This window comes from Nocardia sp. NPDC006630 (assembly GCF_040611495.1).
GTDB lineage: Bacteria > Actinomycetota > Actinomycetes > Mycobacteriales > Mycobacteriaceae > Nocardia.
Genome location: NZ_JBEXOK010000008.1, coordinates 109,989 through 131,114, shown reverse-complemented (window position 1 = coordinate 131,114; position 21,126 = coordinate 109,989). Strand labels below are relative to the sequence as shown.

Annotated in this window: 20 protein-coding genes; 9 read left to right on the top strand and 11 right to left on the bottom strand. The window is 62.6% G+C overall.

What is annotated here, in order from left to right; all coding sequences use genetic code 11:
* The first annotated feature begins 2 nt into the window (after window positions 1-2).
* Complete coding sequence (locus ABZX86_RS24380; RefSeq protein ID WP_355126981.1) at window positions 3-347, top strand: hypothetical protein; 345 nt, start codon at window positions 3-5, stop codon at window positions 345-347.
* Window positions 348-502: 155 nt separating this feature from the next.
* On the opposite strand, the gene ABZX86_RS24375 is transcribed toward ABZX86_RS24380, so the two are convergent.
* A complete protein-coding gene (locus tag ABZX86_RS24375) occupies window positions 503-898 on the bottom strand; it encodes a hypothetical protein (RefSeq protein WP_355126980.1) in 396 nt (131 codons plus the stop codon).
* A gap of 800 nt (window positions 899-1,698) precedes the next feature.
* Between ABZX86_RS24375 and ABZX86_RS24370 the strand changes: the two genes are divergently transcribed.
* Entirely contained in the window at window positions 1,699-2,034 is a 336-nt protein-coding gene (locus ABZX86_RS24370; RefSeq protein ID WP_355126979.1) for an Lsr2 family protein, read from the top strand.
* Between the two features lie 245 nt (window positions 2,035-2,279).
* On the opposite strand, the gene ABZX86_RS24365 is transcribed toward ABZX86_RS24370, so the two are convergent.
* The gene (locus tag ABZX86_RS24365; RefSeq protein ID WP_355126978.1) at window positions 2,280-3,476 is read right to left on the bottom strand and encodes an IS110 family transposase; all 1,197 of its coding nucleotides are present in this window, start codon (window positions 3,474-3,476) and stop codon (window positions 2,280-2,282) included.
* 945 nt (window positions 3,477-4,421) lie between these two features.
* Between ABZX86_RS24365 and ABZX86_RS24360 the strand changes: the two genes are divergently transcribed.
* The gene (locus ABZX86_RS24360) at window positions 4,422-4,508 is read left to right on the top strand and encodes a hypothetical protein (RefSeq protein WP_355127285.1); all 87 of its coding nucleotides are present in this window, start codon (window positions 4,422-4,424) and stop codon (window positions 4,506-4,508) included.
* Window positions 4,509-4,539: 31 nt separating this feature from the next.
* Here ABZX86_RS24360 and ABZX86_RS24355 read toward each other — a convergent pair whose 3' ends face one another.
* The 3 genes from ABZX86_RS24355 to ABZX86_RS24345 are packed head-to-tail and all read right to left on the bottom strand — an operon-like array spanning window position 4,540 to window position 8,712.
* On the bottom strand, window positions 4,540-5,730 hold the full coding sequence (locus tag ABZX86_RS24355; RefSeq protein ID WP_355126977.1) for a cytochrome P450: 1,191 nt from the start codon (window positions 5,728-5,730) through the stop codon (window positions 4,540-4,542).
* Window positions 5,731-5,778: 48 nt separating this feature from the next.
* The gene (locus ABZX86_RS24350; RefSeq protein ID WP_355126976.1) at window positions 5,779-7,443 is read right to left on the bottom strand and encodes an AMP-binding protein; all 1,665 of its coding nucleotides are present in this window, start codon (window positions 7,441-7,443) and stop codon (window positions 5,779-5,781) included.
* A gap of 6 nt (window positions 7,444-7,449) precedes the next feature.
* Complete coding sequence (locus tag ABZX86_RS24345; RefSeq protein ID WP_355126975.1) at window positions 7,450-8,712, bottom strand: cytochrome P450; 1,263 nt, start codon at window positions 8,710-8,712, stop codon at window positions 7,450-7,452.
* Between the two features lie 198 nt (window positions 8,713-8,910).
* Here ABZX86_RS24345 and ABZX86_RS24340 point away from each other — a divergent pair, with 198 nt between their 5' ends.
* A complete protein-coding gene (locus ABZX86_RS24340; RefSeq protein WP_355126974.1) occupies window positions 8,911-9,774 on the top strand; it encodes a methyltransferase domain-containing protein in 864 nt (287 codons plus the stop codon).
* Window positions 9,775-9,779: 5 nt separating this feature from the next.
* Here ABZX86_RS24340 and ABZX86_RS24335 read toward each other — a convergent pair whose 3' ends face one another.
* The 5 genes from ABZX86_RS24335 to ABZX86_RS24315 form a co-directional block, all read right to left on the bottom strand.
* Window positions 9,780-10,040 carry a hypothetical protein gene (locus ABZX86_RS24335; RefSeq protein WP_355126973.1) on the bottom strand — a complete coding sequence of 87 codons (261 nt, stop codon included), beginning with the start codon at window positions 10,038-10,040 and terminating at the stop codon, window positions 9,780-9,782.
* 332 nt (window positions 10,041-10,372) lie between these two features.
* On the bottom strand, window positions 10,373-10,981 hold the full coding sequence (locus ABZX86_RS24330) for a transposase (RefSeq protein ID WP_355126972.1): 609 nt from the start codon (window positions 10,979-10,981) through the stop codon (window positions 10,373-10,375).
* A 30-nt stretch (window positions 10,982-11,011) separates the two neighbouring features.
* The gene (locus tag ABZX86_RS24325) at window positions 11,012-11,203 is read right to left on the bottom strand and encodes a transposase (RefSeq protein ID WP_355127284.1); all 192 of its coding nucleotides are present in this window, start codon (window positions 11,201-11,203) and stop codon (window positions 11,012-11,014) included.
* A gap of 695 nt (window positions 11,204-11,898) precedes the next feature.
* Entirely contained in the window at window positions 11,899-12,264 is a 366-nt protein-coding gene (locus ABZX86_RS24320; protein ID WP_355127283.1) for a hypothetical protein, read from the bottom strand.
* 20 nt (window positions 12,265-12,284) lie between these two features.
* Entirely contained in the window at window positions 12,285-13,466 is a 1,182-nt protein-coding gene (locus tag ABZX86_RS24315) for a Rieske 2Fe-2S domain-containing protein (protein ID WP_355126971.1), read from the bottom strand.
* A gap of 279 nt (window positions 13,467-13,745) precedes the next feature.
* Here ABZX86_RS24315 and ABZX86_RS24310 point away from each other — a divergent pair, with 279 nt between their 5' ends.
* The 3 genes from ABZX86_RS24310 to ABZX86_RS24300 all read left to right on the top strand — a co-directional run bounded on the left by ABZX86_RS24310 (window position 13,746) and on the right by ABZX86_RS24300 (window position 16,886).
* Window positions 13,746-14,597: an acyl-CoA thioesterase domain-containing protein gene (locus ABZX86_RS24310; protein ID WP_355126970.1), complete on the top strand. Its 852-nt coding sequence runs from the start codon at window positions 13,746-13,748 to the stop codon at window positions 14,595-14,597.
* 29 nt (window positions 14,598-14,626) lie between these two features.
* On the top strand, window positions 14,627-15,436 hold the full coding sequence (locus ABZX86_RS24305; protein ID WP_355126969.1) for an IclR family transcriptional regulator: 810 nt from the start codon (window positions 14,627-14,629) through the stop codon (window positions 15,434-15,436).
* 658 nt (window positions 15,437-16,094) lie between these two features.
* The gene (locus tag ABZX86_RS24300; protein WP_355126968.1) at window positions 16,095-16,886 is read left to right on the top strand and encodes an alpha/beta hydrolase; all 792 of its coding nucleotides are present in this window, start codon (window positions 16,095-16,097) and stop codon (window positions 16,884-16,886) included.
* A gap of 10 nt (window positions 16,887-16,896) precedes the next feature.
* Here ABZX86_RS24300 and ABZX86_RS24295 read toward each other — a convergent pair whose 3' ends face one another.
* Window positions 16,897-17,955, bottom strand: a complete 1,059-nt coding sequence (locus tag ABZX86_RS24295; protein WP_355126967.1) for a GAF domain-containing protein — start codon at window positions 17,953-17,955, stop codon at window positions 16,897-16,899.
* Window positions 17,956-18,394: 439 nt separating this feature from the next.
* Here ABZX86_RS24295 and ABZX86_RS24290 point away from each other — a divergent pair, with 439 nt between their 5' ends.
* Window positions 18,395-19,807, top strand: a complete 1,413-nt coding sequence (locus ABZX86_RS24290) for a cytochrome P450 (RefSeq protein ID WP_355126966.1) — start codon at window positions 18,395-18,397, stop codon at window positions 19,805-19,807.
* 24 nt (window positions 19,808-19,831) lie between these two features.
* On the top strand, window positions 19,832-20,830 hold the full coding sequence (locus ABZX86_RS24285) for a GAF domain-containing protein (protein WP_355126965.1): 999 nt from the start codon (window positions 19,832-19,834) through the stop codon (window positions 20,828-20,830).
* Window positions 20,831-21,126: the final 296 nt, after the last annotated feature.

Here is a 21,126-nt window from a genome sequence, read left to right as displayed (position 1 = left end):
TCATGCTTGCCCTCGGCGTGTGCGCGATCGCGGGCCTTGTCGGCTGGGCGGTGTGGGATGACCACCGAGTAGACAACTGGGCAGGGGAAATGACCTTCCACGTAGTGGCGGGCCACGACAGCGGTCCGCACACCGACGCACTGCTACCGGTCAAACCCTTGCCTGCCGCGACTCCCCAGTTCGTCAAAGACGCTGCCGCCGAGGTGATCATGGATTTGGTCCGGCCTGGAACAGTGCCCGACGGTACTCGCGTGGTGTGCCATGTCGATGTGTGGTGGCGTCATTCGGAGATGGGGACCAGGTTCTGGATCGAAAGCTGCACCCCGAACATCGACCGCTATCAGTGAGTCGTCCACATCGGCACGAGTCCGCGGATCGCACACGACTGGGCATAATGGCGCCCGCTGCGAGGGCGCACGGTCAGTCCGAACGCGCGGGTCGCGGCATTTGCGGATATACGGCCTGGCGTCGGGCGGGTTAGGACATAGCGTGTTCTGAACTGCTACTGCCGCAGTCGCCGGATGGTGACGGCTTCCCCGTTCAGCAGGCTCAGAGAGAAGACCTCTGAGGTGCCTTCATGCATGTGCCTGACGGCTGGCTGGAAATCATCGACGTCCAATTCGTACAGCGATCCATCGGGATCCACGAACGTGCAGATTCTTTCGATGGCCGATGCCAGAGTCACCGGTTTGATCTCCAGGGGAATCAGCTCGACCTCTGTACCTGCACGGTAGGAACGCCCGGCGGTTACTCCTGAACTCAAGACCTTGAGCTTGAGGTCGTAGGTGCGGTCGCCCTTCTGCGTGTCACGGCGGAGCAAGCTCTGGATCAGTGCGGGTTCGCCACCGAAGTCGATCGTGTCACCAGCATTCAGGGCCTCTACCGCGACTGCTGCCATGGTCGCAGCGTATCCGGCGCAATGTCCCTGCCGCGAGATGCCCAGTCGACAGGGTGTGCGCACCAGTAAGGGAATGCGCGGGCAGTGCACGCTCATCGGCATGAGCGCGCACTTGAGTCCAGTAGAGCCAGCTCACCCATGGGGTGAGAGGGGCGATTTCGAGGCGTTGCTGATGGTGGCTGTGGAATCGGCGAATAGCACACGGAGGCCGAGATTGGATGTCAAGCGGTCGTATTGCGATGGCACCTGTCGCGATTCGGACCACGGCCGCAGCCCCAACTTCCCTCGTAGGCAGGCTGATCGGCGTGCGCCCGGTCCGCTGGGATAGTCACCGCAGTTTGCGGGGCCATGGTGTCATCCGGCAATCACGAAGGTCAGGCAGGAGGAGGGCATACCCTCCCATGTGTTGACATCGGATCCATATGCGTCGCAGAAGGTTTGGCATTGACCTGCGGTGATCTGGGCGAGCGTTCTGTACTTGGTTGCAGTGTGGACGGCATCTCGTTCGAGTGGCCCGATTTCGGTCCCTTCTAGGTCGAGTAGGACGACAGTGCCGTCGTCGGTAGCTACGCCATTTCCGGGCCACGCATCGCTGTGGGCTACGGACCTGGGAGGTATGTGGGTACATGCGCTCAGCGTTTCCTCCTGGTCCTGGGGTTTCCGCTTCGGCCGATCTTGCAGCGGGAAAGGCAAGTATGGTACGGGTGGTTGAGGATTGATCGGCTCGGGTTGTGAGCGATGAAGTTGGGGGTCAGTAGCATTCACCCGACGTCTTCACATACCCGAAGGGAACGCTGTCCATGGCACGCAAGGTCGTTGTGACTCTCGTTGACGATTTCGATGGAAAGTCCGAGGCGGAGGAGACGGTGTTGTTCGCGCTCGACGGCGCGGAATACGAGATCGATCTGTCGGGTCCGAATGCCGAGCGGCTGAAGAGCGAGCTCGGGCAGTGGACTATGCACGCACGCAAGGTGGGTCGGGCGTCGCGGGGTAAGAGCGGCCCGGCCCGGCCCGCCGTGGACCGTGAGCAGAGTGCCGCCATCCGGGAGTGGGCTCGCAAAAATGGCCACGAGGTCTCGAGCCGCGGGCGGATCCAAGCTGACATCGTTTCGGCCTATCACAGCGCGAGCAAGTAGCAGTTCAATCGCTCATAGAGGACGCGATCAACTGCGCGTTGCCGGATTTCGGCCGGGGGGCGTCGGCGCGCAGGATCGCGCTCGCCGCCGCCGTGGCCGTAGCGGTCTGAGGAAAACTCGCCGCGGGCTGCGCGTCCCGATCATCCCGGTTGTTACTTACCCGCTGGTGCCGGAGGGAATTCCCTGAGGATGTGGGCCGAGTGATGGTGGTCAGAACCCTTGGGGGGGTGTCACTATGGTTTTCGTCAAGCGGTGCGGGGCTGGGGAGTTCGGTAGAGCTGTCCGGTTCTGAGCATGGCGTGGAGGACGTCGCAGCGGCGTCTGGCCAGGCAGATCAGGGCAGCGTTGTGTTTCTTGCCTTCGGCGCGTTTGCGGTCGTAGTAAGTGCGGCTGGCGGGGTCGTGCAGGGCGGCGAAGGCCGAGAGGAACAGGGCCCGTTTGAGTTTGTGGTTCCCGGAGCGGGCGGGGTATTCGCCCCGGATGGAGCTGCCGGAGCGGTGGGTGATCGGGGCGATGCCGGCGTAAGCGGCCAGGTGGCCGGCGGTCGCGAAGGCGGAGCCGTCGCCGACCTCGAGCAGGATGCGGGCGCCGGTCCTGACTCCGACACCGGGCATCGAGGTCAGGACCTTGGCAAGAGGGTGGTCATCGAGCATCCTCTCGATGTCAGCCGCGATAGTGTTTCGCTGCAGCAGAACAGCTTTCAATGAGTCGGCCAGTTTGGGGAGCACGATCTCGGCGGCGTTCGTGCCGGGAACGGTGACCGACTGCTGCGGCAGTGCGGTCAGGATCTCCTCGACCAGGCGGGTGCCCATGCGGGGAGCGTGCTTGGTGGCGATGGCGGTGAGCTTGCGGCGGCCGGCGGCTGCGATCCCCATCGGTCCGCCGCAGCGGGAAAGGATTTCGAGTACGGCCGGGTGTGCCGTGCGCGGGCCCAGGACACGTTCGAGGGCGGGGTGGATGCTGGTGAGCAGGCCGCGGATGCGGTTGATGGTTCGGGTCGCCTCGCCTGCCAGGTCGTCGTCGAAGCCGACCAGGACACCGAGTTCGGTGAGGGCTTCATCGCCGGTGTCGACGCGGCGCAGGGCGTGGGGCATGGTACGGGCGGCGTCGGCGATGATGAATGCGTCGCGGGCGTCGGTCTTGGCTTGGCCTGGGTAGAGGTCGGCGATGCGGCGCATCGCCAGGCCGGGCAGATAGGCCACGTCGTGGCCGGCCGCGCGGGCGACGGTGACCGGCAGGGCACCGATGGTGTTGGGTTGGTCGACCACGATCAGCAGTGGGCCGTGGGCGGCGAGCCGTTCAAATACCGCTCTGAGTCGGGTTTCGTCGTTGGGTAATGCTTTGTCGTACAACCGTTTTCCGTCGTCGGTGCGGAGACCGACTGCGTGATGCTCGCCTTTTCCCACGTCGATGCCGCAGATCACGGCATACGCCTGTGTCATCTCGGTACCTCTGTCGCGTCCGCGCGGACGGTCGCCGATCCGGCGTCAACGCCCGGCACCCACGTTACGACGAGACCTACCTGCGGCCCTGTCCCTATCAGCGGTCCGTCGACGCCACCAGAACCCGGCGACACCACCCCCCGGATCATGCGAGCGACAGGGGCAAGAAGTCATACCGGGCCTGGCGACCGTAGCCCTCGTTCAAGGACTACTAAAAAGGTAACGGGCTCCGGGTACAGGCCAGCACCGTACGGAGTGTAAGTCGGGATGGGGCGGAAGTAGGCGCCAGATTGCTTGATCCACAACAGGATCAGGGTGGCAAGGCCCACCAGCCAAGTTAAGACAGCGACAACGTCTGGTGAGCGTGCGATAGCTGAGTGAAGCTGTACAGCAGGCCGGTCAGGCTGAGTATCGCACCGGCCAGTGTCAGCGCTCTTTGAAAACTAGGCCAGTATCGAATAGACGGCATAAGTCACAGTTTTCGGCAGCGTCGCCTTGCCTGGCGCGGGCCCGCCGAGATACGGCGGTCCCGTCCCGAACTGCTCGTAGGTGTATTGCCCCGGGTAGGGCGGGTACTGATCGCCCGCCATCTCGGCTCTTTTTCGACCGCCCGAAGCAACCCGGGTGTGTCATCTCATCACAATCGATCGCCGAACCCATTGCCGCGCAACGCCTCAAGGCACGACTCGCCGCGCGGATGAGGAAGCATCGGGTACCTGCGTTCGGTGCAACGCTGGCGCCATGACTGGCGGGCAGGAGGCGAGGCGGTGCCGGTCTCGAAAGGCACTGCGTCGCAGCCGATCCTGTTTGATACCCAGTTCGCAGCGCTCGAACTCGAACTCGAACTGGCCAAATGGCCGGCCGCTCACGGCTTCGACGATCAGCGCTGGACCCTGGCACGGATCAAGACCGTGATCAGGCGCCGCTTCCATCTTGTCCTACACAATGCAAGGGGTCTCGCTGCTGCTGCAGCGGCACGACTGGACTTGGCAGGTCCCGGCGCGGCGCGGTCGAACGCGACGACACCGCTGATCGAGCCCAAATGGTCCGTATCGGCGATGAGCTACCGATAGTTTAACTCGAGCGGCAGTTCCGACAGTCGCCAGATCGACGAGGAATAGTCCCAGTGCAACTTTTCGGCCGAGACGGCAACTCGCGCGTCGGGGTATTTCTCCAACAGCATCCTAATGCCGACATTCATTTCCATACGGGCAATCTGATACCCTAAGCACATGTTCAGGCCGCGTCCGAATGTGAGGTGAGGATTCGGATTTCGGTCGAGAACGACGTCTTCCGGATTCTGGAAAATACGCGGGTCGAAGTTCGCCGGGCCGGTGGCCGGCATGACGTAGTCTCCGGGCTGTAATTCAATTTCCGCCAGGGTCAGCGGCTCCATAACACGCCACGGAATTGATTCTCCACCGGCAACAGATATTGTCCTAAGCATCTCCTCTATCGCGTTCGGAACCAGCTCTGGGCGGTGGCGCAATTCATTCCATGGTTCTGGTGTTGTCAGCATTCGAAGAACCATTTTGGTGAGCATGGTTGCACTCGATTCAAATCCTCCGAATAGCAGGCCAATGACGATTATCGCACACTCTTTTTTTGATAGCCCCCCGGCTTCGATAAGTGCAGATATGAAGTCTGTTCCCGGCGACTTCTCTCGCTCCACGATCACCGAATAAGCATAGAGTCCGATCTCGGTCATCGCAGCCGTGAAATCACCATCCGGACGGGAATCCTGGACTAGTACCGTTTGGACCCAGGTCATGATCTGTTTGGTGTCGGAATCCGGAAGTCCTAGTAGGTCGCAGAGCACACACATCGCGAACGGTTCGGCTACTTGTGAGGAATAGTCGCCGCAGCCCAACAACGCCAGGGCATCAAGCTGCGTGGCCATCGTGGCTACAGCCCCGGTCTCCAGCTTTGCTAGGCGAGGAGCGTCCAATGCGCCGAGAACCGCGCGGCGCAGTTTTACGTGAACCCGCTCTTCCATGCTGCCGATCGCGCCTTGCAGAATCTGGCTGGATGTCAGTCTCGGTGCCGACTCTTCGGCCATTGCTGCGCGGCTGAACTTCTTACTCACATAGACAGTGCGGACATCGTCGTACCGGGTCACCAGCCAGCAGGGTTCGCCATAGGGAAGCTGAAGCCGCGCCACTCCTGCACCCTGGGCGACTTCGGTCATGATCGGGTCGAGCGCGAGACTACGCGGCGTTTTCGATGGATAGGTATAAATAGGGCACTCGGACATGCGGAGTTCACCTTTCGTCTTTGCTCGTTCGTTCGACAAACGGAAGTATCAGATCAATTCTCGGTGTTTCACGGGAGAGAATCGGTTGAACTTAGTTTCGGCCAATAGGTCTGCCGCCCGCCGCCCGGACATCTGTAAATAGAAACTCGCGCGGCCGATCCTTTCGAACACCGGTTCTGTGCAGCACCATCCTTCTGCCTTCAGTGGCCCCTTGCGTACTTTCATGGTTGCTGTCAACGGGATGCGGGCGCAGACTCGGAGGTATCGCGGTATCCATTTCGGCGGCAGGTCTGGTTGTGAGACGAGGAAATCAGCGAAGTCGGTGGGGTCGAATGCGAATCCATCTCGAAGCTGAACTGCTGCCATCACTTGTTCGCCGGAAGAAGTATCTGGTACGCCGTAGACGGCTACGCTGATGACGGCTTCATATCGCATCATTACTCGCTCGATCGGTGCGGCAGTAAATTTCTCCGAGTCGACGCGTATCCAGTCGCCGACCCGGCCTGCGAAATAGAAATTTCCCTGGGCGTCGCGGTAACCCAGATCGCCGGTCCAGTAGTCGCCCGCGCGAATCCGCTCGGCAGTTGCCGCTGGATTTCTGTAGTAGCCCTCGAAGTTCGCGGCGCCGCCGCGTGCCACAATTTCGCCGACAGCCTCTTGGGCATTGATCAGTACGCCGATAGTGTCGAATTGGGCAGGTGGACAAGTGACGCCGTCGGGGTCGACCACCTCGGGCCGGGAACCGATCTGTTCCCGTCCGAGCGAATCCTCGGGTGCGTCCGATGTTCGAGCGATATAGAACGTGCCCTCGCAGGAGCCGAACGAATCGAACAGCGGAGCCCGGTAGCGACGAGTGAAGTCGGCACGGTCGCGGGGCGAGGCCTCAGTGCCGAATCCGAACCTCAGCTGGTTGTTCGCCTCCTCTGCCGAGGCGGTCTGGGCAAGGATGTACGACAGTGATCGCCCCAGATAGGTGAAGAAGGTTGCGCCGAAGGTTTGGATATCAGCCAGAAACTGCGTGGCTGAGAATTGCCGGCGTAGTGCGAAAGCGGCTCCGGACCTGATGCACGGCCCCCATGCCGAGATGAGGGCCCCGCCTTGAAACAGGGCCATCGCGTTGTAGGCGACATCTTCGGGGCCGATCCGGATCTGATTGAACAAGCACGCGCGTGCCCAGCGTCCGGTGGAGAGGTTGACGGCTTTGGGCGCGCCGGTCGCACCCGAGGTCAGGAGCAGCAGCAGGCGTGCGTCCGGTCGGTCGCTGTCGGGCTTGAGCTGGGGCGTCACTCGGTCGACGAGCTCGACTGAAGCGAATAGGACTGTCGAACAGTTCGATCCGGCGTCGTCCAGAAGCGCGGACATCGCCTTGTCGACAAGGACCGTGGAGCAGGCGGTGGCCGCGATGTCGGATGCTATGGCTCGGCCGCGGCGTGAGTGGTTGAGCCCGACGATCGTCGCACCACAGATCATCGCGCCGGCCACCAGGAAGAGATAGTCGGGTGTGTTCTCCATGAGCACGCCGATGTGCCAGGGCTGCTCGTCGGATGGGCGGAGGCGTTCGAGGTACTCGCTGTGGCGAGCGGCTTCGGCCACCAGTTGCCGCCAGGTCCACGTCCGATCTTCGAACAGGAGCGCGATGTTGTCGTCGTCGGCTCGGGCGAGCAGTAGCCTGCCCATGGTCGCAGATTGTCTCCCGGCGTCGATGTGGGTCATCGTCAGTTACCAGGTGACGGGGAGTTCTTTGAGCGAATGAATGATCTCGCCGTTGGTGAACCGCAGGGCAGAGGTGTCGGTGTCGAGTCGCAGTGTCGGGAATCGGTGAACGAGCAGGCGGAGTGCGGCACGGATTTCGGCTTTCGCAAGATTTGTGCCCAGACAGACGTGTGCGCCCTTGCCGAAGACCAGTAGCGGCGGTCGAGCTCCGCGGTCGAATTTCACGGTGTTGGGCTTGTCGAAGACGGTCTCGTCGCGCATCGCGGAATTGGTTGCGATGACGACCGCCTCGCCGGCATTAATTCTGCCGGAGGGAAGCTCGACGTCGTCGGTGGCCAGCCGAAGCGCAGCGCTGGGGCCCATGACGAGGAGACGCAATGTTTCCTCGACGGCATCCGGAATTAGGTCCTGGTGAGCGCACAATTCTTCCCATGCCAGGCCATCATCGGACAGCAGGGTGAGCAGAATACGGCCGAGCGCGCTGGCTGTAGTGTCTGTGCCCGCAGCGATGAGACTGATGATCAGGCCGATCAGCTCTGGATCGGTCAGATAGTCGCCTTCGTCGCACGATGCGATCAGGTCGTCGATCAACGAATCACCCGGATCGCTGCGTTTACGAGCCAGTAGCTCCGATATGTAGCCGGAGAATTCCATGATGAGATTCATGCGCTCATCCGAGGTGAGCGCAACACTGGAGACGAACGCGTTCGACCATTCGACGAAGCGATGCGAATCACCTTCCGGAATACCTAGGACGTGGCACATCACCCGAGTGGGAAGTCTCAGACAAAATTCCGACACGATGTCGGTCGGTGGACCTGAAGATTCGATTGCATCGAGCAAATCATTGGCGATCCGGTCGATCGTCGCGTCCCAGCGCTGGATACGCCGGGGAGTGAACGCCGGCGCGATGATCCGTCGAATTCGACGATGGCCCTCCCCTTCCATATTGAGCAGGCTGGGCGCGTCGTAGTGGCTCGGGCCCAGGGTGAAACGCGGGGAACCGGGTGCGCGAAGATCGTGGGTCAGGCGCTGGTCAGCGAGGGCGAGGGCGGCATCGTGGTATTTGACCACGAGCTTTGCATCATGCCCGCTGGCCAGCCGGACAGTGCCCAGCGGGCAGCGTGCTCTGCGCTCGGCATACTCCTCAGACGGGGTAATTCCGTCGAAGTGGAAGGGGAATGTGGGTACACGCGGATCGCCGAGCTCTCGTTCGGAGAGACCGATTTGTGAGCCCTTCTCGATCTCATCCGGTCGCGCGTTATCCATGGCATGCCTCCCAATCTCTGCGGCTAAGAGGAATTCGATCTCCGCAGCTATGGCAATCATGACCGTTGGGACGCTGAGATAGCTCGTCGTGGACCGCTATTTGGCAGGTACCTGTCACCGACGTCAGCCGAATGGAATCAGGCCGAACGATTGTGTTATCCAGTAGATGCGGCCGCTTGTTCGCGCCCGTCACCTTCATTGATTCGAAGAATCTTCGCGAGAGGCAGACTCATGTCAACAACATCGACCGCAGCATCGACATCCGGGAAGATCGCCGACATTTATGATCGATTCACCTCGGTGGATGTTCAGGGGAGCAACTTACATTTCGGATATTGGACCGACCCCGCCATCGATGTTCCAGTCGAAGTCGCCACTGATACCTTGACCGATCTGCTGGCTTCCAAATTGGAGATCGGTCCCGAGAGTCACGTTCTCGATATCGGATGTGGGGTTGGTGGGCCGGCGGTGCGGATAGCGAAATCATTCGGTGCCCGGGTCACCGGCATCTCGATCAGCCAGCAGCAGGTGGCCAGGGCCAACGTCCTGGCCAAAGCCGAAGGAGTATCGGACCGTGTGATCTTCCGAGTTGAGGACGCCACGCAGATGTCCTTCGCGGAAGAGTCCTTCGATGCCGTAGTCGCCATCGAATCGATGATGCACATGCCGAGCCGCGAGGCGGTGTTCACCCAGATCAGTCGGCTGCTGCGCCCAGGTGGACAGGTGGTTCTCACCGATACGGTCCTGCGCGCCCCGATCCCGCCCGCGAAAGAAGCTGCAGTAGATCGATTCTTCACCAGTTTCGGAAGCACGATGGTGCCGATCGAAGACTACGTTCGACTGCTGCAGCGATCCGGCTTGTGGTTCCAGGAGATCCACGACGTTACCGACCACACGATTCGAAAAGCGTGGCAGGTGCTCGCCGGGCGGATCGTGGAACTGCGCCCGCAGCTCGAGGCCGTCTACGACGCCGATATGGTGGCCGCATTCGATCCTTCCGAGTTGCTCGAGGTTCCGCAGATCGGCTACGTCGTGGTCGCAGCCACACGCCCCGAACTTTAACCGGCTCACCGGGCCCCGCAGCCGGGTCGGTGGTGGCGCAGCAGACCGACTTCGGCGGCCTGGACACCGAGTTCAAAACGAGTGTCGACACCGAAATAGCCCATCAGGTCCGCAACGCGCCGACGGTAGGTTCGCAGCGAGACCGACAGCTGACGGGCCGCGACCTCATCCTTCATACCGGCGTTCAACGTCTGCAGAACGGCCAGCGATATCGCCGTCCAGGGAAGGTCGACTACCTGGTTCGGAGTGTTCGTGACGATGTCCATGGATTCAGTTGTGTACTACGACAACCCGAATCAGGACTCGGCAGATTCCGATAGACGGAATTCGGCGACCGAACGACATGGTCAGAGCTCCCAGTGAACTCGATCACGTAATCTACGCTATCAGCGAGGCGCTCATTCTGAAAGCACTCACCATGAATCAATCGTGCTTTGCCGAAGGTGGGTGGCCGTACTGGGGTTGTGCGAATTCGGCGGAATGCTAGGAGGGGCACGCGAGTTCGCCCACCTGGTAATTGGTGGTCGCGGCGATCTGTTCCGATGTTGGTGCATCGTCGGGGTCAAGCCTGGTAATCGGTAGTGGCCGAGTGATCGGCTCAGGAGAAGATTCGGCGAAGGACCATAATGGGTGTGTGAGGGACGTGGCCGCGCGCTCGATGGCAATTGCCGTACGCGAGTCTTAAGAGCTCCTGTCGGGTTCGGTTGCGGAGTCGTCGCCAGCAGATGAGTGCTGCGGCGAGGTCGAGGAATCCGTGGTGGATGTCGGTGCGGCGTTCCCATCGGATGGCCAGCCGCCGGTACTGGTGCAGCAGGGCAAAGGTTTGCTCGACGATCCAGCGACCGGCGGTGACCTTGTCACGGGTGCCGCGTCGGGCGATGTAGCCGGCGATACGTCGTTGCCGCAGTTCGCAATACACACTCGGGTAGTCGTATCCCTTGTCCGCGATCAGGTTCGTGATCCGGTGACGAGGGCGGTCCGCCCCCCGCGCAGGGGCCGGACCCGGTCGAGCAGCTTGGACAGCATCAGGTGATCGTTGAAGTTGGCCGCCGACAACGACACAGCGGGCGGGAAGCCGTTTCCGCAGGTCAGATGTGGCGCTTGGAACCGGTCTTGGCGCGGTCGACCGGACTGGGACCTGTTGCGGCGCCCCTTTTTTCGCTCGCACATGCGAGCCGTCGACCATCACCCGGTCGAAGTCGATCATCCGGGCGGCATGAGCACGGGCGAGCACCGCTTAATGGATCTGCTCGAACGCTCCAGCGGCTTGCCAGTCCCGCAGCCTGCGCCAACAGGTCATTCCGGACCCGAACTTTAGTTCCTGGGGCAGGTCTTCCCATCCGATCCCGGTGATCAACACGAACAAGATGCCCTGCAGCACAAGACGGGAGTTGATCTGCGGTGGTCCCGGTGTCCCGGCCGGTTTCACCGGCAGTAGCGGTTCGATAACCGCCACAACTCGTCATCCACGATCCAAGGCGCTGCCACAGCGAAACATCCTGCACTCCAACCGAACCCACCGCCAACCGACTGAACCAGTTAAGAGATCTAGGCAGACATGTACGGGAACCCACAGCCCGCTGGGCATCGCCGGAGCAACCGCCGGTGTCTGCAGGCCTTATGAAAACTGCTCGCGCCTACCCTCGGTAGCGCATCAGATCCGAGCGACATCACCGTCCATGGACGATCCGTATGTGGTGGACAGGGTCTGCTGTGCCGAAGCGCGGACTGATCAAGTACGTCGAATCCTTTTCGTCAACGCCGAGGACCGAGTTCAGGCCACTGACCCAGCAACCTCGCGGGCCGCGGCTGGTTCGGTGCCAAGCGGCCGAAGTGGTTGAGGGCCAACTACAACCGCACCCACGGCGTGCGCACATGTTCGGGGCCCCGGACCTGGCTACCGGGCTGCAGTACTACTGGATCCGTGACCGCACGCACACGGCGGACTGCCTATCTACGAAATGAGAGTGCGGCGCGCCGAATTGCGGTGCGCCGCACGAGACGAGCAGATCGGCGCGCGCGTATAACGCTGCCTAACAGCAATTTTCGTCGGCAACCTGTTCTCGACTGTAAGTCGGCGAGCTAGTGACGAGCATCCCTCGTTCGTGGTCGGTGGGTGTGTGCTTACCAGTAGCCGTCCGGGTCGGTTTCCGGTGACTGCGCCGGGATGATGCCCTCGGCCACCCCGTAGTCGATGGTCGCCGACAAGTGCTGGCACGTGGCCACAGCAGCAGAATTACGGCCCTCTCGCCGCGCCTGCTGCAGCGCGCCACAGCGCGTCCGAGCCTCCGGATTCCATTGCACGCTGGTGTGAAAGGAACTGTACTTCTTCACCATCACCCACGCGTGACACCCCCGGCACTCGATCTCTGTCAGCCCGGATTGCAGGTAATGCTGCTTATCGCGGGCGGTCGAGCGGCGCACGGTCGCCCGATGTTCTGGATCATTCGCGAAATCGGGGGCCTTCGCCCATTCCCGCGCTCTGTTCATATGCGGCTCGGCGACCACTGTCACGACCCGCCGTTCGCGGAGGCAGCGGCCTTGCGCTCAAGGTTCTCCTGGACCTCGATGTTCCAGTACTCCACGGCTTTCGCGGTGTCTACCTCGTACTCGAACCGCTGCGTCATCTCTTCGCTGACATCGGCGACATCGACGAAGAACTGCTCGTACCAGCGGCGTAGCTGGTATACGGGACCATCCTCCTGAACCAGGAGGGGATTTTCGATGCGGCTCTTACCCTTCCAGATCTCGACGTCCTGAAGGAAGCCCACCTCGACGCCGGCGGCGAACTTCTTCGCCAGCTTCTTCGCCTGCTCGCGGTCGAGGCCCTGCGGAATCTTCACCATGACGCCGTACATCAGCGCGAACGAGTTGGCATCGATAGGGTAATGGCAGTTCGTCAGGATGGTTTCGATCTTGTATTCACCGTAGTACTGCACCATGGGGTTGAGCATGTAGGACGGCCCGTAGTACGCGGCAACTGATTCCATCCGGGCATCGCCGTACGCACTGGCGACCTCGATATCTGGGCGCCCGTGCGAGTTCATGAACTGCGTGGCGGTCTGGTCTTCAAAGACGTTCTTGAAGTAGTCGGGCAGCGCATAGTGAACATAGAAGAAGTGCGCCATATCCACGACGTTGTCGATGATCTCGCGGCAGTTCGAGCCCTCGATCACCAGCTTGTTCCACGTCCAATCGGTCCATTCCGCGGCTCCGAATTCGTCGAGCGCAGGGATAGGGGAATCGGCAGGGGGCGGGTTGCCCTCGGGGTCGTTGTAGACGAAGGCCTGTCCGTTTCGAATCATGGTCGGCCATGACCGGGTCTTGGCGAGCCTGGGTTGGCGTTTTGCGTACGGCACCGTGGCGCAGCGGCCGTTGCCCTCCCATTGCCAGCCGTGGAACGGGCATGCCACATTGTTGCCGCGAAGCTCGCCCTGGCCGAGATCGCCGCCCATATGGCGGCAGTATGCGTCGAGGACATGGAACTCACCCTGTGGGTCGGTCCACGCCACCAATTTGGTACCGAAGACCTCCACCGAATGTGGCTTGCCGTCGTCGAAATCCCCAGCCAGCCCCAAGCAGTGCCAGCCGCGGGCGAACCGCGTCTGCGGGGTGCCGGTATCGATCTCGCGGATGTCCACGTCGCCGTGGTGCGGCGCCGTGTCAGCGGTCGTCGCCAATTCAGCTGGCATGTATGCCTCCACTTTCTGGGGTTGCGCTGCGGATCAGTCAGGCAATAGCTGTAACACGTTCTAGTTTGATGTTAGTGCCGGATCGTTGGCGCGGCAAGCGTGGTTCGGTTGGCCTCGATCGGCGAGATCTGGTTGGCCAGAACATGTTTCCATCGAATCCTCCCTGCTTCGAGCGTCGACAGCTTCCCATCCTCACGATGGGTATTGCGGTCAACTGGAACGCGTCCTAGTGTCAATCGAGTGCATCAGGTGGGGCACGATCGACATGGAGGGGAAAGCATGACCTATTTCGAACATCGAGGCGACCAGTTCCATCCGCTGCCGTTTTCCCAGAGTCAGTGGTCATCCGACTCGATCAACGGACAGGCGCTCGCGGGGTTGAGCGCGCACGCGGTGGAATCGGCATGGAGCGAAGCCGGGTACCGTCCGGCGAAGTTCGTGTTGGACATCTTCCGGCAGCCGGCATACGCGCCGCTGCAGACGGAGGTCACCCCGGTGCGGGAGGGGCGAAGCATCCGTATCGCCGATGTGCTGGTTCGCCAAGGCGAACGTATAGTCGCCCGCGCGTCGATGGTGGCCATACGCCCGTCCCAGGATCCGACGGGTACGCGCTGGCAGCCTGCCGACGCGACAATGCGCCTTACTGACTCGTTGGCCGCTCAACTTCCCCGGCCGGGCATTCTTTGGGGTAGTGACGAGCATCCGGACCGATGGAGCATTTCGATGCCTGAACATCAGAATTCCGGCCGCAAGCGGCTGTGGTTCGACCAGCCGCAGGTTGTAGCCGATATCGAGAACACGCCGTTCGTTCGTGCCGCCATGGTCGGTGAACTGACCAATACTCTGACCAGTTGGAGTGATCGCGGAATCGGGTTCATCAACCACGATGTGACGATGCTGTTGGCGCGGTTGCCGATCGGCCCGGTCGTGGGAATCGAGGCCGACAATCACATCTCCAGCGACGGCATTGCGACCGGCTCGGCGACCATGTGGGACTCATCGGGCCGTTTCGGGATGAGTGTCGTGGGCTCGGTCGCGCATGCGGCAGGCAGCCTCAACTCGGCGAGTGGCCCCGAGCAGTGGGCGGAAGCCGATAGCGCGTATCAACCCGATTTCGACTCGGCTCGGTAGCCGTCCAGCGTTTCAATCGGCGCATAGAAATGGCCACAACTGGCGGCCCGGAGACCATCAGAGACACCTCGCTGACCGGACTTATGGACCGCATCGAAGTGATTCTCGACGCTGTAACAATCGAGGGTCCGTTGACCCTTACCGAGATCGTCGTTCTTACCGAGATGCCCAAAACGACGGTGCACCGACTTCTGGTCCAGATGGTTCGCTACCGCTGGCTCACCAGGATCGGAAACAACTACGAACTCGGTGTCCGATTGTTCGAGTTGGGTACCGAAGCCCGCCAAGGACATTGGTTCCATCGTCTGGTCCGGCCGCATCTTGAGGAGCTGCGAGCGCGAACCCGGCTGCTGGTGCACCTGGCATTCCTGGACGGAGAGTCGGTGATCTGGTGGGAACGGCTCGGCGATGTGCCGCCAGGCCATGTACCCACTGTCGTCGGCTCCCGTACTGCGGCACACCTGACCGCCTCAGGCAAAGTCCTACTGTCGGTCGAGGACGATGCATTCCTCGACCGCACCTTCGGTGAGCACTTACAGGTTTCCACTGCACGAACGTGTCGTACTCGAAACGAACTCGCCGTGCAGGTGCGTGCCGCCCGAAATTCTGGGCTGGCATTCGATCACGGTGAAAACGTCCACGATGTCGGATGTATCGCAGCTCCGATTGTGGTCAGGCAGCAGTTGAGCAGCACCGGCCGCCGCATCGCGGTCTCGGTTTCCGTTTGCGGACCGCTCGATCGGATCCAGAAAGACCGGCAGTTGCAGCGGGACGTATTCACTTGCGTTACCGGCGTGCAACGCGATCTGTCGCGCAACCCGGTGGCGACCGACTACTGAACGCCGACGGTGAGAACATATCGAGACGCCTAGCTCACTGTGAGCGCCATGGTAACGGCGTTGTATGCGGGACGCAGTTCAACGCTGACGTGTTCGGATATTCCGCCGACAACCCATGTGATTAGCGACTTCTGGCGGAGAGTGGACTTAGTCGAATTGGGGTTGTTCTGCATGGCGCCTGGTACTCCTTCTGAGTTCGCCTCGGCGCCAAGCGATCTCGATCTAGCTACGGGGACGATCGCGACGGTTCCACCGAGAGAGACTCGATGTCAAGAGTAACCGGACTTGGAGAGACAACCCGATACATTCCGATCGTGCTGAGAAGACCAAAATCGTTGAACCCCAACGATGGGACAGCGACGAATGATGCTGATTGTCAGCGCTTCTCGTGTCCCGGTTGGCGTTTCCGCCATAGAACGGCCGTCCGGCTCTCGGGCGCAGGTTCCGAGCTACCAATACCAATGCCAACCGGTCGGGCGACCTTTCTGTGCAGGTAGCGACGGTTTGTGCCAGAAACCGGGCGGTGTCAACAGTTTTGATGTGCTGCGGATTTGCTGACCCCTATTCTGCGGGCATGACGACTCCGAAACCATGGACAATGACACTGCAGGGTGCGGCGGTGGGTGGGATGGACTGCGGTGACCGGGACGGATATCCGGTGATTGCGTTCCACGGCGCGCCGGGCTCGCATGTGGAAGGCACCGCTTTCGCCGATGCGGCCGCGAGAGCGGTGGGTGTGCGACTGATTGCGCTCGATCGGCCAGGGATGGGCATGTCGACGCTGTCGCCGCGTAAGCAAGTCGCGGATTTCGCTGACACCGTGGCGGCCGTGGCCGACTACTTCCGGGTGGAGCGGTTCGCGGTTCTCGGTGCCTCCGGTGGCGGCCCGTACGCCCTAGCCGCTGCGGCGCGGCTGTCTGAGCGGGTCAGCAAGGCGGTCGTGGTGAGTTCTCCGGCCCCGTTCGATGACCAGACCGCTGGTAAGGGTGCTGGTGGGGTCAAGCGATCGGGCGGATTGATGATCCTCCGGCGGTTTCCGTTCCTGGCCCGTCCGGCGGCCGCCCGGATGAAGCAGGTGGTGCGCAAGCCGCGAGGGTTGGCGGCGATGATTGCGCAGATGTCCCCGGCCGATCGGGATCGCATCACTGGTGATGACTGGTTGCGGGATCAGCTGGCCGCGAATATCCAGGAGGCGTTCAAAACTGGTACGCGGGGTGTGGCGGTCGATTTCCAGGTGTTGTTCGCCAGGCCGTGGGGGTTTGACCCCGCCGATATCATTGTGCCGGTGGAGATTTGGCACGGCAATGGTGACGGCAACGTACCGATCGAAGACGGCTACCGGTTGGCCGCCATGGTGCCGGGCAGCAAGTTCGAGGAAGTCCAAGGCGCGGGGCACCTTCTCTTCGTCGATCACGCAGCCGAGATTCTGACGGCGTTGCTTCCGAGCTGACTTCCCAGGTTCAGGAGGCGGGGCTGTTGTTTTGGGCCATGTCCTGGCACATCGGGCAGTCCGCAACTACAGGGGTGGGGATCGTGCTCAGCGGTGTGATGTCGATGAGGGCTTGCGGGCGGTCGCCGGCCATGAGGAGGGTCCAGTGCCCGACGAGTTCGATCCACTCGCTGGTGGGGGAGAAGCGCACATGCGCGCGGATGGAGGCGGTATCGGCCAGTCCGGAAGCCAGATCGAAACAGGCGTTCGCGACGGCGAGGCGGTCATCGACGCTGAACTCGGGGTTGTGGTGCCGCCAGCTGGCGAGGGGACTGGTCGGGGCGGTCAGCCATTCGTGGACGAAGCCAGTTTTCAAGTCGCACAAGGCCAGAGCGTGGCCGGGTGGGATGGGCATGTGCCGGATCGCGACCAGGGTCAGGTCCGGGCGGGAGGGGTCGACTCCGCCGGTGATGTCGGCGACGACGGCGCGCACGACCCGGGCGGTGCCGGTGCCGGTGGCCCGGGCGGCGAGGAACAGTTGGTGCGGGCTGCCGTCCTCGTAGGTTTTTGTGGCAGTGCCGCACCACTGGTCGGTGGGCGCCGGGGCGCTGAGTTTGGTGACGTTGAACATTTCCAGGAACGTCGCGCGGTCGTCCCAGATATCGAAGTGGCTGAGCATCTGCGGGATGGTGTGCCCGGTCAGCAGGTCCCCGGACGGGTCGCGGAACAGGAACTGCGCGGGCGGGGTGGTGGTGACGACACCGGACGGAGTCCAGCTCAGCGCGCCGATGATCGGCATCCGCGGTAGCGGCTCGTGCAAGGGGCCAGCCCAGGCGGCGACGGCGTGGACGTCGCCGGAAGGCCCGAGGACGGGCACGGCGATCAGGCGCTGCATGTGTTCGTCGCGCCCGGCCGGAAAATACTTGGAAGCGGTCTGGCCGGTGCGGCGTACCTCGCTGACCAGTATTGGGAGCAAGCGGGCGACGGTGCTGTTGCGGGCGATCGAGGCGCGGTTGAGGCGACTGAAGTTGCGGGGGCTGTTGCCGTCGAGGATCAGGGAGGGCACTTCGCTCATGGTGTCGATGACCACCCACTGCCACCGTGCTCCCTGCCGCTCAGGGGATTCGGGCCCGGAAGCGGCGGGCTTGACCGGGGTCGGGGTCGAGGTGGTGGGGTCCAGCGGTCTGTTCGTACGCATGACTGACCTCCATACGTGGGCAGGATCGATCCCCGCCCCGGCGTGTTCGGCTGTGGGCGGTGGATCCTCGGGTGATGGTGGGGGTGAAACACAACATGGGCGGTCTCTCCCTTTCGAAGGTGGGCGTCGGTATCCGATCAGCGACAGCAAACCCGCTGCGCGGGCTTGCGGAGAATCGGATGAAGTTTGCGACGCCACCAGGGGAAACCGCCCAGCGCAAGATCAGTAGAACACTCCGATCCAGTGACGTCAATCACCCATAGCTAAACCGTCTATGACCAGTTCAACGCGATTTCTGCCTGTTTTCCGAGACGAGAAATGAGCTCGCGCTATGACACGAACCGCCCCGCTGCCCCTGGAGAAGTTGCCGCACGCCCCGGGCCGGCTGCCGATCCTGGGTGACCTCGCCTCGGTGGATCGGGTCCGCCCGACCCAGCACGAACTCGCCCTCTCGCGCAGTCTGGGCCCGATCTTCGGCCGCAAGATTCTGTCCTCGCACGTGATCGTGGTCGCGGGCGCGGCGCTGGCGACCGAAGCGTGCGATGAGACCTATTGGGCGCGGTGCCTGGCCGGGCCGGGGGAGGTGCTGAGGGGAATCGTGCCCACGGGGTTGTTCACCGCCAAGTCACGGGATCCGTTGTGGGGCAAAGCGCATCGCATCCTGTCTCCCGGATTCACCCAGGCGTCGATGCGCACCTACCACCAGGCCATGACCACCGTCGCTGATGACCTGGAAGCGGCGTGGGACCACGCCCCGGGTGGGCGGATCGATGTGCACGCGTCTATGACCGCGGCCACCTTGGAAGTGATCGCGCGCGCTGGATTCGGCAAACCCTTCGGGCTGCTCGGTGCGGCTCCCGCGCAGGCCGTCGAGGCGCAATGGTTCGTCGATGCCCTCGCCCGGATCCTGCGGTGGGCCTCCGATCAAACCAACGATCTGCCGGTCGTGGGCGCAATTCGCACACGATTGCAGGCGCCGCGGATGCGCCGCGATATCGGTGCGGCCCGCGCCTATGTGCAGGGCCTGATCACCGAACGGCGGGCGAGCGGGCGCACCGACGCGGAGGATCTGCTCGGGCTGATGCTCACCTCCCTCGATCCGGAGACCGGGGAAGCGTTGCCCGACAACAACATCGCGGACCAAGTGTTGACGTTCCTGGTGGCCGGTCACGAGACCACTGCGGCACTGCTCGAGGCAGCCCTGTACTACCTGGCTGCCGATCCGGTCCTGCAGCAGCGGTTGCGCGCCGGCATCGAAGCGCGCGGTGGGTGGGGATATGACGAGGTCGCGGGCATGCGCGATATCCGCAACCTCCTGCACGAGGTGCTGCGGTTGCATCCGCCGGTGCCGGGGTTGTTCCGGGTAGCCCGGGAGGACCGTGTCCTGGGCGGCTACCGAATTCCCAAGGGGCACGCGGTTTTCCTGCTGTCGCTGGCCGCTCAGCGCGACCCGCTCGTCTGGGGTGAGGATGCCGATCGCTTCGACCCGGACCGGTTCGAGGCAACCCGGCGGCGAAGCTATCCGGATGCGTGGTTCAAGCCGTTCGGGTCCGGGCCTCGTGCCTGTATAGGGATGGCGTTCGCGTTGCACGAGGCGACGTTGCTGCTGGCCAGGATTCTGCACAGCTATTTTTTGGCACTTCCGGTCGGTGCTGCGGCACGCGATGTCGGTGGGGGTCTGCGACTGTACGAGCGGGGCAGTCTGCGTCCCGAACCCTTCGAGCTCATTGCCCGCCGCCGGTAGTCCCTGCGACCTGAAAGGCATGCCTTGACCTGGTATTTCATCGAAGCCCTGGCGAATCCACCGGCCCCGATGACCATCATCAACAAAGACGGCGCGCCCAGAGAGTGGACGTCGCTGCGGTCGTTGCACCGGCACGAAGGACTCGACCTCGACGAGCTCCTCGAGGAAGTACGCGGCAGCGACAGCGGCGCGGTGGTGGACCGGGTGGTGCGCGCGCGAAACGGCAGCGAGCGCATGGTGCGCATCGTGCCGGTGCTGGGCCCGACGGGGGATGTGTACGGGCTGCATCTGTGGATCGGCGGCCTGGAGGAGGAGCCGACCCCGCACCGGCCTGCGGCCGGATTGTGTTTCCACCTAGAGACCCTGGCCGCGCAGCTGACCGCGCAGTCGTGGGAGATGTCGAACCTGCCCGGCGAGGTCGCCGGTGCGGGCACCTTGTCGCCGGCGGAGATGTTCCGCAGGGTGGTGCGCTATGACGCGATCGACGAACTGGTGACGATGGGGGTCACTCCGGATCCGGACGCGGTCCACGACGTTCTGCTCACCGTGCTGCACAACGACGGGCATCTGATGCAGTGGCAGGCGGCCGGGCGGGGACGCAAAGACGAGAAGCACACCGGGATGCGGGGATTGAATCTCGACATCACCGATTTCCAGACCCCGGCGATCAGCCCTCTCGAGGCGCTGGGGATCACCACGGACCGGCCCGTGGACGGTCCCGCCGCCGCGCTGCTGGCCTCGACGGAGTCCGTGGATCGTCCGGTGATCGCCGAATGGATCGGCAAGACCCCGGCGTGGATCGACTGGGAACGCGAGAACGGCGACACCCAGATGTTCCACCCCGAGGACTGGGACACGATCCGCGCGACCTTCCAGGAGATCGGGCCCGATGAGGAACGCACGACAGCGTGCCGGATCCGGGCGTTCACCGAGTCCGGGTGGCAGCCCATCACGATGATCTCGCGCCGCTACCCCGGTGAAGTCGGCGCGAACCTGCACGTGGTCCGCATCAGCAAAGCCTGACCCGACCGGCCCGAACACCCGCCAAAAGTCCTGGCGGCAGGCGGATTTCGACCAGCACCAGCTGTCAGGCTGGGACGCACCGCGCGTCCCGGCCTTTTTTCGTGTGCTGACGTGGGCATGAAAAAAACAAACCAGATGACCTGTTGTGTGGTTGACATTCGAGGGTTTACTCTGAAGCCAGCTCAGCAGATGGCAACACATCAGCAACGCTGAAATTGCTTGAACTGAGTGGTCCAGGGACTGTAGTGGCAGCCCTGAAGGTGTAGCTGGTCTCCGTTTGTTCCGGAACCTCTTCC